This window comes from Escherichia sp. AM3, from assembly GCF_032029835.1.
Taxonomy (GTDB): Bacteria; Pseudomonadota; Gammaproteobacteria; order Enterobacterales; family Enterobacteriaceae; genus Escherichia; species Escherichia coli.
The window spans coordinates 68,452-82,054 of the sequence record NZ_JAVUPQ010000008.1 but is presented as its reverse complement, the minus strand read 5'-3'; the positions used below and the strand labels follow the sequence as shown (position 1 = coordinate 82,054).

Genomic DNA, 13,603 nt, shown 5'->3' with positions numbered 1-13,603 from the left:
GTACGCGTTTTCCATGCCGGATGCGGCGTAAACACCTTATCCCGCCTACTCGATCGTGCATCTTTCCAGGCCTGATAAGCGTAGCGCATCAGGCAGTTTTGCATTTGTCATCGCCCGTATGCTTTCTTAGTCCCACCAAACGTCGAAAAGTTCGCTGGTGCGTACCTCATCCAGTTTGCGCTCTTCCAGCCACTTACGCACAATCGCCTGATGTTCTTCGGTGCATTTGCCGATTTCCTGCATGCAGATCAGACCTTCCCAGGCCAGATAACCGCTGCCGTCAAAGGCCAGTTTGTTCGGTTCGATAACCTCGTTAATAAAATCATCAACGGTTTTATCAATCTGTTCTTCCGATGTACCTTCCGGGAATCGCCATGCCACCGAAAATCCTAATTCCTGGAATTCGTCGATGTGCATTTTTTTACGCAGACGACGGCTACGGTTCTTTGCCATTATTTCACCCTCTCGAACATTAAGTCCCATACTCCGTGACCAAGACGATGACCACGTTGTTCAAATTTCGTCACCGGACGTGATGCCGGACGCGGTACGTAATCATTGCTCTCTGACAGGTTTTTATAACCGTCAATAGAAGACATCACTTCAAGCATATGTTCCGCATAAGGTTCCCAGTCGGTCGCCATATGGAATACCCCCCCCAGCTGCAGTTTGCTTTTTACCAGTTCGGCAAACGGCACCTGTACGATACGGCGTTTATTATGGCGCGCTTTGTGCCACGGGTCAGGGAAAAAGAGCTGCACCATGCGCAATGAATTGTCAGGAATCATTTTATGCAGCACTTCAACCGCATCGTGACACATCACTCGCAGGTTGCTTAAACCTTCTTCATGCGCAGAAGCCAGGCACGCACCAACGCCCGGTGAATGCACTTCAATGCCGAGGAAGTCCTGCTCAGGGCGATCTTTAGCCATTGCCACCAGCGACGCCCCCATGCCAAAACCAATCTCAAGCGTCACCGGCGCTTCACGGCCAAAAAGCGCGGGGAAATCCAGCATATCTTCGCTGAACTCAACGCCCATCACCGGCCAGTAGTTTTCCAGCGCATGTTCCTGGCCTTTGGTCAGTCGCCCCTGGCGGCGCACAAAACTACGGATACGGCGCAGTGGGCGGCCGTTTTCATCAAATTCCGGTGAAATGACGTCGTTTTTCATAAAGATTTAGTCGCTTGTGAAAGTGTTCTGAAAACGGGCATTATCCAAAGTTAGTTGCCGGATGCAAGCATGATAAGGCCGTGGCTGCGGAAAGTTCCGGTTTACACCCTGCCGTCGCTGTGCTGCAATCTTGCCCCCAACAACAGTGAATTCGGTGACCATGCAAGCGTCGCAATTTTCAGCCCAGGTTCTGGACTGGTACGATAAATACGGGCGAAAAACGCTGCCCTGGCAAATTGACAAGACGCCCTACAAAGTATGGCTCTCAGAAGTGATGTTGCAACAAACTCAGGTTGCGACCGTTATCCCCTATTTTGAACGCTTTATGGCGCGCTTCCCGACGGTGACCGATCTCGCCAATGCGCCGCTCGACGAAGTTCTCCACTTGTGGACCGGGCTTGGCTATTACGCCCGCGCGCGCAATCTGCATAAAGCGGCACAACAAGTGGCGACCTTACACGGCGGTAAATTCCCGGAAACCTTTGAAGAAGTCGCGGCGTTACCGGGCGTCGGGCGTTCCACCGCAGGCGCGATTCTCTCGCTTTCTCTGGGTAAGCACTTTCCGATTCTCGACGGTAACGTCAAACGCGTGCTGGCGCGCTGCTATGCTGTAAGCGGCTGGCCTGGGAAAAAAGAGGTCGAGAATAAATTATGGAGTTTGAGCGAGCAGGTGACGCCCGCGGTTGGCGTGGAACGGTTTAATCAGGCGATGATGGATTTGGGTGCGATGATTTGTACGCGCTCGAAACCGAAATGTTCGCTCTGTCCGCTACAAAACGGATGTATTGCCGCCGCCAACAATAGCTGGGCGCTTTATCCGGGCAAAAAACCGAAACAGACGCTGCCGGAGCGCACCGGCTACTTTTTGCTATTACAGCACGAAGATGAAGTATTGCTGGCGCAGCGTCCGCCGAGCGGATTGTGGGGCGGTTTATACTGTTTCCCGCAGTTTGCCGACGAAGAAAGTTTGCGGCAGTGGCTGGCGCAACGGCAGATTGCTGCCGATAACCTGACGCAACTGACCGCGTTTCGGCATACCTTCAGCCATTTCCACTTAGATATTGTGCCTATGTGGCTTCCCGTGTCGTCATTCACCGGCTGCATGGATGAAGGCAATGCGCTCTGGTATAACTTAGCGCAACCGCCGTCAGTTGGCCTGGCGGCTCCCGTGGAGCGTTTGTTACAGCAGTTACGCACTGGCGCGCCGGTTTAGCGCGTGAGTCGATAAAGAGGATGATTTATGAGCAGAACGATTTTTTGTACTTTCCTGCAACGTGAAGCAGAAGGTCAGGATTTTCAGCTGTACCCCGGCGAGCTGGGAAAACGCATCTATAACGAGATCTCCAAAGAAGCCTGGGCGCAGTGGCAGCACAAGCAAACCATGCTGATTAATGAAAAGAAACTCAACATGATGAATGCCGAGCACCGCAAGCTGCTTGAGCAGGAGATGGTCAACTTCCTGTTCGAGGGTAAAGAGGTGCATATCGAGGGCTATACGCCGGAAGATAAAAAATAAAAACAGTGCCGGAGCACGCCTCCGGCAACTTGCATAAAAACAAACACAACACGCACCCGGAATGATGAAAAAATATCTCGCGCTGGCTTTGATTGCGCCGTTGCTCATCTCCTGTTCGACGACCAAAAAAGGCGATACCTATAACGAAGCCTGGGTCAAAGATACCAACGGTTTTGATATTCTGATGGGGCAATTTGCCCACAATATTGAGAACATCTGGGGATTCAAAGAGGTGGTGATCGCCGGTCCTAAGGACTACGTGAAATACACCGATCAATATCAGACCCGCAGCCACATCAACTTCGATGACGGTACGATTACTATCGAAACTATCGCCGGGACAGAACCTGCCGCGCATTTGCGCCGGGCAATTATCAAAACGTTGCTGATGGGTGACGATCCGAGTTCGGTCGATCTCTATTCCGACGTTGATGATATTACGATTTCGAAAGAACCTTTCCTTTACGGTCAGGTGGTGGACAACACCGGGCAGCCGATTCGCTGGGAAGGTCGCGCAAGCAACTTCGCGGATTATCTGCTGAAAAACCGTCTGCAAAGCCGCAGTAACGGGCTGCGTATCATCTACAGCGTCACCATTAACATGGTACCGAACCACCTTGATAAACGTGCGCACAAATATCTCGGCATGGTCCGCCAGGCGTCACGGAAATATGGCGTTGATGAGTCGCTGATTCTGGCAATTATGCAGACCGAATCTTCCTTTAACCCGTATGCGGTCAGCCGTTCCGATGCGCTGGGATTAATGCAGGTGGTACAACATACTGCCGGGAAAGATGTGTTCCGCTCGCAGGGGAAATCCGGCACGCCGAGCCGCAGTTTCTTGTTTGATCCTGCCAGCAATATTGATACCGGCACCGCGTATCTGGCGATGCTGAACAATGTTTATCTCGGCGGAATTGATAACCCAACATCGCGGCGTTATGCCGTCATCACCGCCTATAACGGCGGCGCAGGCAGCGTGCTGCGAGTCTTTTCGAATGATAAGATTCAGGCTGCCAATATTATTAACACCATGACGCCGGGCGATGTTTATCAGACGCTGACGACCCGCCATCCCTCTGCGGAATCTCGCCGTTATCTTTATAAAGTGAATACCGCGCAAAAATCCTACCGCCGCCGATAATTCCATTAACCGCCCCTGACGATGCTCAGGGGCAAAAATGTTATCCACATCACAATTTCGTTTTGCAAATTGGGAATGTTTGCAATTATTTGCCACAGGTAACAAAAAACCAGTCCGCGAAGTTGATAGAATCCCATCATCTCGCACGGTCAAATGTGCTTTTTCAAACACTCATCCGCATCACGATGTGAGGAAATTAACATGAATCTTAAGCTGCAGCTGAAAATCCTCTCTTTTCTGCAGTTCTGTCTGTGGGGAAGTTGGCTGACGACCCTCGGCTCCTATATGTTTGTTACCCTGAAGTTTGACGGTGCTTCTATTGGCGCAGTTTATAGCTCACTGGGTATCGCAGCGGTCTTTATGCCTGCGCTGCTGGGGATTGTGGCCGACAAATGGTTAAGTGCGAAATGGGTATATGCCATTTGCCACACCATTGGCGCTATCACGCTGTTCATGGCGGCACAGGTCACGACACCGGAAGCGATGTTCCTTGTGATATTGATTAACTCGTTTGCTTATATGCCAACGCTTGGGTTAATCAACACCATCTCTTACTATCGCCTGCAAAATGCCGGGATGGATATCGTTACTGACTTCCCGCCAATCCGTATCTGGGGCACCATCGGCTTTATCATGGCAATGTGGGTGGTGAGCCTGTCTGGCTTCGAATTAAGCCACATGCAGCTGTATATTGGCGCAGCACTTTCCGCCATTCTGGTTCTGTTTACCCTGACTCTGCCGCATATTCCGGTTGCTAAACAGCAAGCGAATCAGAGCTGGACAACCCTGCTGGGCCTCGATGCATTCGCGCTGTTTAAAAACAAGCGTATGGCAATCTTCTTTATCTTCTCAATGCTGCTGGGCGCGGAACTGCAGATTACCAACATGTTCGGTAATACCTTCCTGCACAGCTTCGACAAAGATCCGATGTTTGCCAGCAGCTTTATTGTGCAGCATGCGTCAATCATCATGTCGATTTCGCAGATCTCTGAAACCCTGTTCATTCTGACCATCCCGTTCTTCTTAAGCCGCTACGGTATTAAGAACGTAATGATGATCAGTATTGTGGCGTGGATCCTGCGTTTTGCGCTGTTTGCTTACGGCGACCCGACTCCGTTCGGTACTGTACTGCTGGTACTGTCGATGATCGTTTACGGTTGCGCATTCGACTTCTTCAACATCTCTGGTTCGGTGTTTGTCGAAAAAGAAGTTAGCCCGGCAATTCGCGCCAGTGCACAAGGGATGTTCCTGATGATGACTAACGGCTTCGGCTGTATCCTCGGCGGCATCGTGAGCGGTAAAGTTGTTGAGATGTACACCCAAAACGGCATTACCGACTGGCAGACCGTATGGTTGATTTTCGCTGGTTACTCCGTGGTTCTGGCCTTCGCGTTCATGGCGATGTTCAAATATAAACACGTTCGTGTCCCGACAGGCACACAGACGGTTAGCCACTAATTACGCAAAGAAAAACGGGTCGCCAGAAGGTGACCCGTTTTTTTTATTCTTACTTCAACACATAACCGTACAACCGTTTCACGCCATCCGCATCGGTTTCGCTATAAACACCTTGCAGCTCCGGCGAAAATCCCGGCAACAAATTCACCCCTTCTTCCAGTGCAAGGAAATAACGTTGAACCGCCCCACCCCAGACTTCCCCGGGTACCACGCAAAGCACGCCAGGTGGATAAGGCAACGCCCCTTCTGCCGCAATTCGCCCTTCGGCATCACGAATCCGCACCAACTCCACGTCACCGCGAATATAAGCGCTATGCGCATCCTGGGGGTTCATCACCACTGACGGGAAACTCTGCTGGCGGAACATCGCTTTTTGTAGGTCTTTGACGTCGAAACTGACATACAGATCGTGCATCTCCTGACACAACTGGCGCAGGGTGTAGTCGCGATAGCGCACCGGATACTTGTTATAAACGCTCGGCAACACCTCAACCAGCGGCGAGTCATCCTCAATATGCTGTTCAAATTGCGCCAGCATCGCCACCAGTTGTGCCAGCTTCTCGTGGCTTTCCGCCGGAGTTAATAAAAACAGAATGGAGTTGAGATCGCACTTCTCCGGCACAATGCCGTTCTCACGCAGATAGTGCGCCAGAATCGTCGCCGGAACGCCAAAGTCGCTATATTCGCCGGTTTCGGCATCGATACCTGGTGTAGTGAGTAACAGCTTGCACGGATCAACAAAATACTGATCCGCGGCATATCCTTCAAAGCCGTGCCACTTCGCCCCCGGCTCAAAACTGAAAAAACGGCGGTCGCTGGCTAACACAGATGTCGGATAATCCTGCCACAATTTGCCATCAACAACGGGCGGGATAAACGGGCGGAACAGCTTACAGCGCGCAAGAATAGCCTTGCGCGACTCAATACCCAACTCAACGCACTCAGCCCACAGCCGACGCCCACTCTCCCCTTCATGAATTTTGGCGTTAACGTCCAGGGCGGCAAACAGCGGGTAGAACGGGCTGGTAGAAGCATGGAGCATAAAGGCATTATTCAACCGCTTATGAGGGCAAAAACGCGCCTGTCCGCGGATATGGTTATCTTTTTTATGGATCTGCGACGTCTGTGAGAATCCCGCCTGCTGTTTGTGCACCGACTGAGTCACAAAGATCCCCGGATCGTTTTCGTTAAGTTCTAATAGCAGCGGCGAGCTATCCGCCATCATCGGGATAAATTGTTCGTAACCGACCCACGCGGAATCAAACAGAATGTAATCACACAGATGCCCAACGGTATCGATCACCTGACGGGCGTTATAGACAGTGCCGTCATAGGTTCCCAGCTGAATAATCGCCAGGCGAAACGGGCGCGGCAGGTCGGCTTTTTCTGGCGCAACGTCGCGAATTTGCTGGCGCAGATACTCTTCATTAAAACAGTGCGCATCAATACCGCCAATGAAACCAAACGGGTTGCGTGAAGCTTCCAGATAGACCGGTGTCGCCCCCGCCTGAATCAGCGCGCCGTGATGATTCGACTTATGGTTGTTACGGTCGAAGAGCACCAGATCGCCACGCGTTAACAGCGCATTCGTCACCACTTTATTCGCTGCCGATGTGCCGTTCAGCACAAAATAGGTTTTATCGGCATGAAAGACTTTGGCTGCGAATTTCTGCGCATCTTTCGCCGATCCTTCATGAATAAGCAGATCGCCCAGTTTCACATCGGCATTACACATATCGGCGCGAAAGACGTTCTCACCGAAGAAATCGTAAAAATGGCGTCCGGCAGGATGCTTTTTAAAGAACGCACCATGTTGATGTCCAGGGCAAGCAAAGGTGCTGTTGCCCATCTCAACGTACTGCGTCAGCGTGTCATAAAACGGTGGCAGCAAATTCTCTTCATACTGACAGGCTGCGGATTCCAGCTCCAGCCACTGCTGCTCGTTGCCGTTGATTACCGCCGTAACGCCCGCAGGTAATTCTACAGCATGTTCGGAATACAAAAACACCGGTAGATGAAAACCGGTGCGCTTAAGCAACGCAAGAATGCCACTGCGACTATCCGCAGCGGTAATGACGACTGCCGCGACGTCCGTAAAATCAGTATCTCCCAACGCCACCACGCGACGATGAGAAGAAAGTCGGGATACCAGTTCACTACTGGCGGCAATATTCATTGATTTCATAAGCGCAAAACCCGTTTCGGGGAAGTAAGAATACCGGACAAGGTGTAAAACCCTGCCCCATGAGATATGGGTCAAACTGGTCACCAGCTCCGACCGCCAGACATCAGTAAAAGCAGAAACGCTCTGATTTTACTGCTGTCCTGCAGTGAGCGTGCGTTAACTTCACCGCATGAGCAGTAGCATAGAAAGGGAAACGTTTCGCGCGAAACGGCGATAAGCGAGAGAATGTAAGGAGGTGGCGTGCATCGGGCAAACTCCATACAGAGAGGAGAAAATTCGCGCAATCATGGCACCTTTCGCTAAGGCGTGCAAGCCAGGACTTTGCGACCAGACAAGCCATCAACAAGGCAAAAAGTTCATAATAAGAAAATCAAACAATACAGCTAACAGGAACTCTTGTGGTCATCGGCCCTTTTATCAACGCTAGTGCAGTATTACTGGGTGGCGTTCTCGGCGCACTGCTCAGCCAACGCTTACCGGAACGTATCCGCGTCTCCATGACATCTATTTTTGGTCTGGCATCGCTGGGGATTGGTATTTTACTGGTGGTGAAATGTGCCAACCTTCCAGCGATGGTTTTAGCTACGCTACTTGGCGCTCTAATTGGCGAAATTTGTTTGCTGGAGAAAGGTGTCAATACAGCAGTCGCCAAAGCACAAAATCTGTTTCGTCACTCACGTAAGAAGCCAGCGCATGAATCTTTTATTCAGAATTATGTCGCGATTATTGTCCTGTTTTGCGCCAGCGGCACCGGGATCTTCGGGGCGATGAACGAAGGGATGACCGGCGATCCGAGTATTTTAATCGCCAAGTCATTTCTTGATTTCTTTACGGCGATGATCTTCGCCTGCTCGCTCGGTATTGCGGTATCGGTGATTAGTATCCCATTACTGATCATCCAGTTAACGCTGGCGTGGGCTGCCGCGCTGATATTACCGCTGACCACACCGGCGATGATGGCAGACTTCAGCGCCGTAGGCGGTTTATTGCTGCTGGCAACCGGATTACGCATCTGTGGCATTAAAATGTTCCCGGTGGTCAACATGCTTCCAGCACTCCTTCTGGCAATGCCGCTTTCCGCCGCCTGGACCGCCTGGTTTGCCTGACAATGCGTGCAATAGCGGCAAAGTGATGATAGATTGTGCAGTCTGCAGTAAATTGAAGAAATTTGATTGACGAGACGAGGCGAATCAGGTTTAATGCGCCCCGTTGCCCGGATAGCTCAGTCGGTAGAGCAGGGGATTGAAAATCCCCGTGTCCTTGGTTCGATTCCGAGTCCGGGCACCACTAATTCTTAAGAACCCGCCCACAAGGCGGGTTTTTGCTTTTGGATCTGACAATAACCTTCACGAAAAAAGTTAGCTTATAAAGTCTGGGGGAATTACTCTCGCCACGTTAACGAGAGTAATTTTATTGATATTAATCTCCTGATACTTTACCCCCGTCCAAACTCCAGCCGCTGCACATTCACCATCCCAGGCTTCTCAGCAGCACTGGCATCAATTTGTGTCACCCGCAGCGCATACTTTTCATCCAGCGCGTTTAACCAGTTCAGCAGGTCATTAAACACCACCGGATCTATCCAGACCTGAATATTCTCCCCACGCTCGGCTATCCGCTTGATGACTACCGAGTGCGCGGAAGCACTGTCACTGATAACCCGCGATACCTGCGCAGGCGTTGTTGTGGCGGATTTTCGCGCCGCAATAATATCCGGCGCGGCGCTCCTCAGTCTGGTGTTCATCGCCACCAGTTGCTGCAACATTGTCTCCTGTTGTTCTATCCGTTCGCTCAACGGCTGCCAGATGAGGACGTAATATCCGACGCTAAACAGGAACACCACCGCTGCCAGTAACATGCCCTTTTCACGCGGAGAACGCCCCGCCAGGTGTTGTGCCAGCCAGTGTTCGCCACGGCTTAACTGGCGTTCACGCCATTGCTGAAAATAGTGAATAAATTTATCGCGTAACATGTTATTTCCTCCGCAACTTTACGCCGCCGGAAACCGCATCACCCTCTTTCTGTAACGCGTCCTGTTGCACAACATAATCGGTTGCCAGTGCACTACGCAGTTTGTCGAAACTGGCAAAGTTCGCGGCCCGTAGCTGGAGGTGAAGTATCTGGCGTTTTTGATCAAAGGTGAAACCACGCATTTCGATGTCGGAAAGTGACGCTGATTTCAGGGTGCTGGCGATCGCTGACAACTCGGCGAGCAGCCGGGTATCGTCGGCCTGTGGGCGATATTTTTTCAGCGCCATCGTCACCTGAGAGCGTAAATTCACAATCCGCTTCTGCTCCGGGAACAACGTTAAGAACTGTTCCTCCGCCTGGGTGCGGCTTTGCGCCACCTGTTCGCTGACGCTCCATAACGTCACGCCCCGCTCCACTGCCAGCGCAACCAGAATCAGCAATATCGGCAGAATCATCACCCGCCAGCGCGCCCACTGTTTTCGGTAGCTGACGCGAGGCTGCCACGGCCCTGTCAGCAGGTTCCCTTCCGGTTCGCCATAAGTGGTAATGGCGGGCAGAGCTGTAACGGTCAGGCGTTCAGCGTCTGCGCCAGCCCATGCTGATAGCTTTTCCGGTGCAATGCCGACTACGGTTAGCGAAAGCGGTAAATTCTGCTCATTGAGCTGGGCGCGGAACATGACCGGAGCCAGCGCCCGCCCGGCGCTCCATCCCCGGCATTCATCGATGCGGCAGATAACCCGTTGTGCATCGCCAGCCATAAACCCACAAGGAATGGACATCCAGTCCGGCGCGACGGTAGCGCGGGTGATGCCGTTTTCCTGCAACCACTGCGCAATGTTGCGCATATGCTGTTGGTGAATCACGGCTACGGTTGCCAGTTGCTGATTGATTTTCAACGGGGCGAAATGCAGTTCATCGATATCCTGGTTCAGTTCTTCTTCCAGTAAGGCGGGCAGAATAGTCGGTATCTGCTTGCGGGCGACATCAGGCAGTTCAACCTGCCAGACGCTGATCCATTCGCCGGGAATGTAGAGTCGAATCGCATCAGTTTGCAGCCATTGCTGGAGCTGTTCGTTAGCAACGTCAGACCAGATACCGTGCTCCACATCGGGTGTACGGCGCTGCCAATGGATGGGCTCAGCGGCGCAAAGCGGGAAAAAAATCTCAAGGATGGAACTCACTCACTTTCTCCTGTCTGATGCCAGAGAACCGAAAAGTGTTGTGGGCCCATGCGGACAATTAACGAGTTCATCGTCAGTTCAATCTCATTCACGGTGATATCTGAACGCAGCCAGAAGTAATTGCTGTCCACGCTCAGGACGGTTTTTAGCTGTTTTTTAGTACGCTCATCGACGTCAGCAAGTAGCGGCTGTGCAAGAAACTGATCGACATCTTCCCAGCCCTTCGCCGGACGTTGTTGTAATAACGCCCGCGCCTGAACAGGGCTTAACCACGGGTCAAACAGCGCCTCAAGAATCACACTTTGCGTGACGTCTAAAGTATTGATGTTGATTTGCTGGCGGGTCATCGGCAGCGCACAGACCAGCGGTTTCAGTTTTTGATAAAGCCCGGCGTCCATTCCCTGCACCACGCGCATCTCGCTGATATCGGCCAGCGGTTGATTGGCGGCGTAGAAAGGCACCGAGCGGGCGAGATATTCGCTGTCTTCATGGCCCAGACGCGTCTGCACGCTGCGGTCTTCATCAATAAACTCCCACAGGCTTTCGGCTATCAGTTCGGCCCGATAAGCAGGCACATCCAGGCGCGTGATCAGGGCAATCAGTTGTTGTACCGCGAGCGGACGCGACGCCGTTGTGGGCTGAGCGAGGGCATTCAGGTTAAAGCAGGCCTGTGCGTCACGCAGAGTGACGGCGATTTGCCCCTGCGGCAGTGGGAAAAAACGAGGGCCGGAAGCCCACGGCTGTTCCAGATGCACGCGCTTTTCATTTTTCAGGCTCAGACTGAGCGCGCTCAGCGCCAGGCTTTCTGCACTGGCGCTGTACCACAGCGCCTGCTGGTACTCCTGCTGGCTGCGCGTTCGCCCAAGTTGCTGCTGCATCCGCCCGGAAAGCGTGATGGTTACCAGCATCATAACTGCCAGCAATACCAGCACCACGACCAGTGCCATTCCGCGTTTTGGTGGTGAGGTGATCATGATAATTGCGGCCCGCGTAACAACCAGATGCGTTCAATCTCGCCCCATTGCGGCGAATGCAGAGTCATGCGCACTGCCACAGGGATCGCCTGTACTGACGACCAGCTCTCCTGCCAGCGCGTGCCGTCGTAGAACTGCAAATGGAGCGAATCGGCCGGAATCAACTTTTGCATTGTCGGCTTCACGCTGCCTGCGGCATCGGTCAGCGGCCAGGACAACCGTTCGAGATAACCGTCATGAATGCGGTAACCGACGGTGAGCAGATTGCTGCGTGGCATACGCATCAACGGGTTAACCACACCGCCGCGCACAAAACGCATTCCTTCACTCTCAGACGCCAGCACGCCAGCGCCAGCCAGTAACGCTGGTTCACGCTGGCCCTGATCGCCTCTTACCGGACGCGGCATCATTTGGGTCAGATCGTGGGTCAGAAAACTCATCGTTTGCTGCATGAGGTTTAGTTTTTGATCGTGTCCGGCGACGGCGCTATTCACGCGCGTGACGCCGTTAGTCACCTGCTGCGCCATCAGTGCCAGCGAGGCAAAAATGGCAATTGCCACCAGCATTTCCAGTAACGTGAAACCAGCGCGAGCCCTTCTCACTGTTGGCCTCCCACGGCGCTAAACCAGGCGCGTCGTGACTGAATCACCGGCGAAAAGTCTTCGTGAAGGCTGACTTCAATATCCACCGCCTGGAGCAGCGCGTTGCCTGTACTCAGCGGTGTGGTTCGCCAGTACCAGCGGCTTCCTGCCATATCGCTCTCGCCCTGCTGCCTGACCGCCCGCTGCTCGCGGGTCATCAGGTAGAGCAGCGCGGTCTGGTTTTCAGCCACCCAGCCCGCTACCGTTTTTTCCTCAAGAATTTGCTGATTACTCAGCGCACCGCTGGCAATCTGTAACACCGCCGTGGCAGCCAGCGCAAAAATCGCCAGCGCGAGCATCACTTCCAGCAAGGTAAATCCGCGCTTCATGGCATCCTCTCATCACATTGATTGAGGGATAACGCGCCATCGTGCGCCAGTTTTACCGCCCAACATGCGTTTTGCGCCGCCGAGTAGAAGCGCAGCGTAAACGGCGTGGCGGGTTCAAAAGGCGAAAAACGGATCTGCGGCGTCTTCTTTTTCGCCTCTTTTTGCAGCTCCAGTTCAATATCGTGCAGCGTCAGGCGACGACGTTGCAGCTCCAGCGCATATTCCTTCTGCCAGATATCACTTCCGGGTTGTAACAGCATCTGCACCTGTTTCGGCACCGTAACCTGTGCTGATAACCGGGTCGCAGAAACGGGCAACCACTGCCCCTGACGACGCTGCATAAACTGGTAGCCAGGCGGGTCGATTAACACACCGAGTGTTTGCCCTTCGATCACTGCCCTGTCCTTAAACTGCGCAAAGCGAGTCAGAAAATCCTGCGCCGCTTTTTTCGCGGGCGATTCAGAATCGGTCGCAAAAGTCTGTACCACGCCCGCACTGGCAAGGCCGATAAGGAAAATCACCAGCATGATTTCCAGAAGTGTGAATCCGCGTTCAGGCACTGCTTACTGAAACTCCTGCAAATTCCAGTTACCGATATCTGCGCCAGCGCCTTCCCCGTTTTCCTGACCATCCGCCCCCAGGGTGTAAACATCAAACAGTCCTTTTTCACCCGGGCTGAGATACTGATAATCATTGCCCCACGGATCTTTTGGCAGTCGTTTAATGTACCCACCTGTACGGTAGTTACGGGAATCCGCCATATTGGCCGGTTGTTGGATCAGCGCCTCAAGCCCCTGTTCTGTGGTCGGATAACGCCCGTTATCCAGTCGGTACATATCCAGCGCATTCTCCAGCGCCACGATATCGCTGATGGCTTTTTGCCGATCCGCTTTCTCTTTATTGCCCAACAGGTTAGGCACCACCAGACTTGCCAGGACGCCAAGAATAACAATCACCACCATCACTTCCAGCAGGGTAAAACCTGCCCGTGGTTTTTGTGTGCGGGATAACGAATTCATGTGATAACTCCGT

Annotated in this window: 16 protein-coding genes and 1 tRNA gene; 6 read left to right on the top strand and 11 right to left on the bottom strand. The window is 52.8% G+C overall.

Going from position 1 to position 13,603, the window contains the following annotated elements; genetic code table 11:
* Positions 1-126 precede the first annotated feature (126 nt).
* Together RTW80_RS05945 and trmB are read right to left on the bottom strand one after the other, a co-directional pair.
* Positions 127-453, bottom strand: a complete 327-nt coding sequence (locus RTW80_RS05945; RefSeq protein ID WP_001107564.1) for a YggL family protein — start codon at positions 451-453, stop codon at positions 127-129.
* The gene (gene trmB, locus RTW80_RS05940; RefSeq protein WP_000786911.1) at positions 453-1,172 is read right to left on the bottom strand and encodes a tRNA (guanosine(46)-N7)-methyltransferase TrmB; all 720 of its coding nucleotides are present in this window, start codon (positions 1,170-1,172) and stop codon (positions 453-455) included. The genes RTW80_RS05945 and trmB overlap by 1 nt, the downstream gene beginning before the upstream one ends.
* A 160-nt stretch (positions 1,173-1,332) precedes the next feature.
* On the opposite strand from trmB, the gene mutY reads away from it, so the two are divergent.
* From mutY to nupG, 4 genes are all read left to right on the top strand, one after another.
* On the top strand, positions 1,333-2,385 hold the full coding sequence (gene mutY, locus RTW80_RS05935; RefSeq protein WP_001321419.1) for an A/G-specific adenine glycosylase: 1,053 nt from the start codon (positions 1,333-1,335) through the stop codon (positions 2,383-2,385).
* A 27-nt stretch (positions 2,386-2,412) separates the two neighbouring features.
* Entirely contained in the window at positions 2,413-2,688 is a 276-nt protein-coding gene (locus tag RTW80_RS05930; protein ID WP_000091700.1) for an oxidative damage protection protein, read from the top strand.
* Positions 2,689-2,752: 64 nt separating this feature from the next.
* Entirely contained in the window at positions 2,753-3,832 is a 1,080-nt protein-coding gene (gene mltC, locus RTW80_RS05925) for a membrane-bound lytic murein transglycosylase MltC (protein WP_001298916.1), read from the top strand.
* Positions 3,833-4,033: 201 nt separating this feature from the next.
* On the top strand, positions 4,034-5,290 hold the full coding sequence (gene nupG / locus RTW80_RS05920) for a nucleoside permease NupG (protein ID WP_001049791.1): 1,257 nt from the start codon (positions 4,034-4,036) through the stop codon (positions 5,288-5,290).
* 49 nt (positions 5,291-5,339) lie between these two features.
* Here the strand turns inward: nupG and speC are convergent, their stop codons facing one another.
* Positions 5,340-7,475, bottom strand: coding sequence for an ornithine decarboxylase (gene speC / locus RTW80_RS05915; RefSeq protein ID WP_000839756.1), 2,136 nt, complete (start codon positions 7,473-7,475; stop codon positions 5,340-5,342).
* Positions 7,476-7,637: 162 nt separating this feature from the next.
* Positions 7,638-7,721, bottom strand: a complete 84-nt coding sequence (gene yqgH / locus RTW80_RS05910; RefSeq protein ID WP_212591416.1) for a hypothetical protein — start codon at positions 7,719-7,721, stop codon at positions 7,638-7,640.
* 152 nt (positions 7,722-7,873) lie between these two features.
* Here yqgH and RTW80_RS05905 point away from each other — a divergent pair, with 152 nt between their 5' ends.
* Together RTW80_RS05905 and RTW80_RS05900 are read left to right on the top strand one after the other, a co-directional pair.
* Entirely contained in the window at positions 7,874-8,581 is a 708-nt protein-coding gene (locus tag RTW80_RS05905; protein ID WP_000234512.1) for a DUF554 domain-containing protein, read from the top strand.
* A 105-nt stretch (positions 8,582-8,686) separates the two neighbouring features.
* Positions 8,687-8,762 (top strand) — tRNA-Phe (locus RTW80_RS05900).
* Positions 8,763-8,910: 148 nt separating this feature from the next.
* Here RTW80_RS05900 and yghD read toward each other — a convergent pair.
* From yghD to gspG, 7 genes are read right to left on the bottom strand one after another with little or no spacing between them, the layout of a single operon-like run.
* Positions 8,911-9,447 (bottom strand): GspM family type II secretion system protein YghD, encoded by a 537-nt coding sequence (gene yghD, locus RTW80_RS05895; RefSeq protein ID WP_000942792.1) that lies wholly within the window; start codon positions 9,445-9,447, stop codon positions 8,911-8,913.
* Between the two features lies 1 nt (position 9,448).
* The gene (gspL, locus tag RTW80_RS05890) at positions 9,449-10,627 is read right to left on the bottom strand and encodes a type II secretion system protein GspL (protein WP_000094976.1); all 1,179 of its coding nucleotides are present in this window, start codon (positions 10,625-10,627) and stop codon (positions 9,449-9,451) included.
* Positions 10,624-11,601, bottom strand: a complete 978-nt coding sequence (gspK, locus tag RTW80_RS05885; RefSeq protein ID WP_063119410.1) for a type II secretion system minor pseudopilin GspK — start codon at positions 11,599-11,601, stop codon at positions 10,624-10,626. The genes gspL and gspK overlap by 4 nt, the downstream gene beginning before the upstream one ends.
* Positions 11,598-12,203 carry a type II secretion system minor pseudopilin GspJ gene (gene gspJ, locus RTW80_RS05880; RefSeq protein ID WP_001514540.1) on the bottom strand — a complete coding sequence of 202 codons (606 nt, stop codon included), beginning with the start codon at positions 12,201-12,203 and terminating at the stop codon, positions 11,598-11,600. The genes gspK and gspJ overlap by 4 nt, the downstream gene beginning before the upstream one ends.
* Positions 12,200-12,571: a type II secretion system minor pseudopilin GspI gene (gene gspI / locus RTW80_RS05875; protein ID WP_000820124.1), complete on the bottom strand. Its 372-nt coding sequence runs from the start codon at positions 12,569-12,571 to the stop codon at positions 12,200-12,202. Before gspI ends, gspJ begins: the two co-directional genes overlap by 4 nt.
* Positions 12,568-13,131, bottom strand: a complete 564-nt coding sequence (gene gspH, locus RTW80_RS05870; RefSeq protein WP_001115146.1) for a type II secretion system minor pseudopilin GspH — start codon at positions 13,129-13,131, stop codon at positions 12,568-12,570. The genes gspI and gspH overlap by 4 nt, the downstream gene beginning before the upstream one ends.
* A 3-nt stretch (positions 13,132-13,134) precedes the next feature.
* A complete protein-coding gene (gene gspG, locus RTW80_RS05865) occupies positions 13,135-13,590 on the bottom strand; it encodes a type II secretion system major pseudopilin GspG (protein WP_001087296.1) in 456 nt (151 codons plus the stop codon).
* Positions 13,591-13,603 lie beyond the last annotated feature (13 nt).

Excerpts from the sequence above, each read along its gene's own strand:
- gspG (WP_001087296.1), bottom strand. The coding sequence starts at position 13,590 with ATGAATTCGTTATCCCGCACACAAAAACCACGGGCAGGTTTTACCCTG.
- RTW80_RS05945 (WP_001107564.1), bottom strand. The coding sequence starts at position 453 with ATGGCAAAGAACCGTAGCCGTCGTCTGCGTAAAAAAATGCACATCGAC.
- RTW80_RS05930 (WP_000091700.1), top strand. The coding sequence starts at position 2,413 with ATGAGCAGAACGATTTTTTGTACTTTCCTGCAACGTGAAGCAGAAGGT.
- yqgH (WP_212591416.1), bottom strand. The coding sequence starts at position 7,721 with ATGCACGCCACCTCCTTACATTCTCTCGCTTATCGCCGTTTCGCGCGA.
- mltC (WP_001298916.1), top strand. The coding sequence starts at position 2,753 with ATGAAAAAATATCTCGCGCTGGCTTTGATTGCGCCGTTGCTCATCTCC.
- gspK (WP_063119410.1), bottom strand. The coding sequence starts at position 11,601 with ATGATCACCTCACCACCAAAACGCGGAATGGCACTGGTCGTGGTGCTG.
- gspI (WP_000820124.1), bottom strand. The coding sequence starts at position 12,571 with ATGAAGCGCGGATTTACCTTGCTGGAAGTGATGCTCGCGCTGGCGATT.
- yghD (WP_000942792.1), bottom strand. The coding sequence starts at position 9,447 with ATGTTACGCGATAAATTTATTCACTATTTTCAGCAATGGCGTGAACGC.
- speC (WP_000839756.1), bottom strand. The coding sequence starts at position 7,475 with ATGAAATCAATGAATATTGCCGCCAGTAGTGAACTGGTATCCCGACTT.
- nupG (WP_001049791.1), top strand. The coding sequence starts at position 4,034 with ATGAATCTTAAGCTGCAGCTGAAAATCCTCTCTTTTCTGCAGTTCTGT.
- trmB (WP_000786911.1), bottom strand. The coding sequence starts at position 1,172 with ATGAAAAACGACGTCATTTCACCGGAATTTGATGAAAACGGCCGCCCA.
- mutY (WP_001321419.1), top strand. The coding sequence starts at position 1,333 with ATGCAAGCGTCGCAATTTTCAGCCCAGGTTCTGGACTGGTACGATAAA.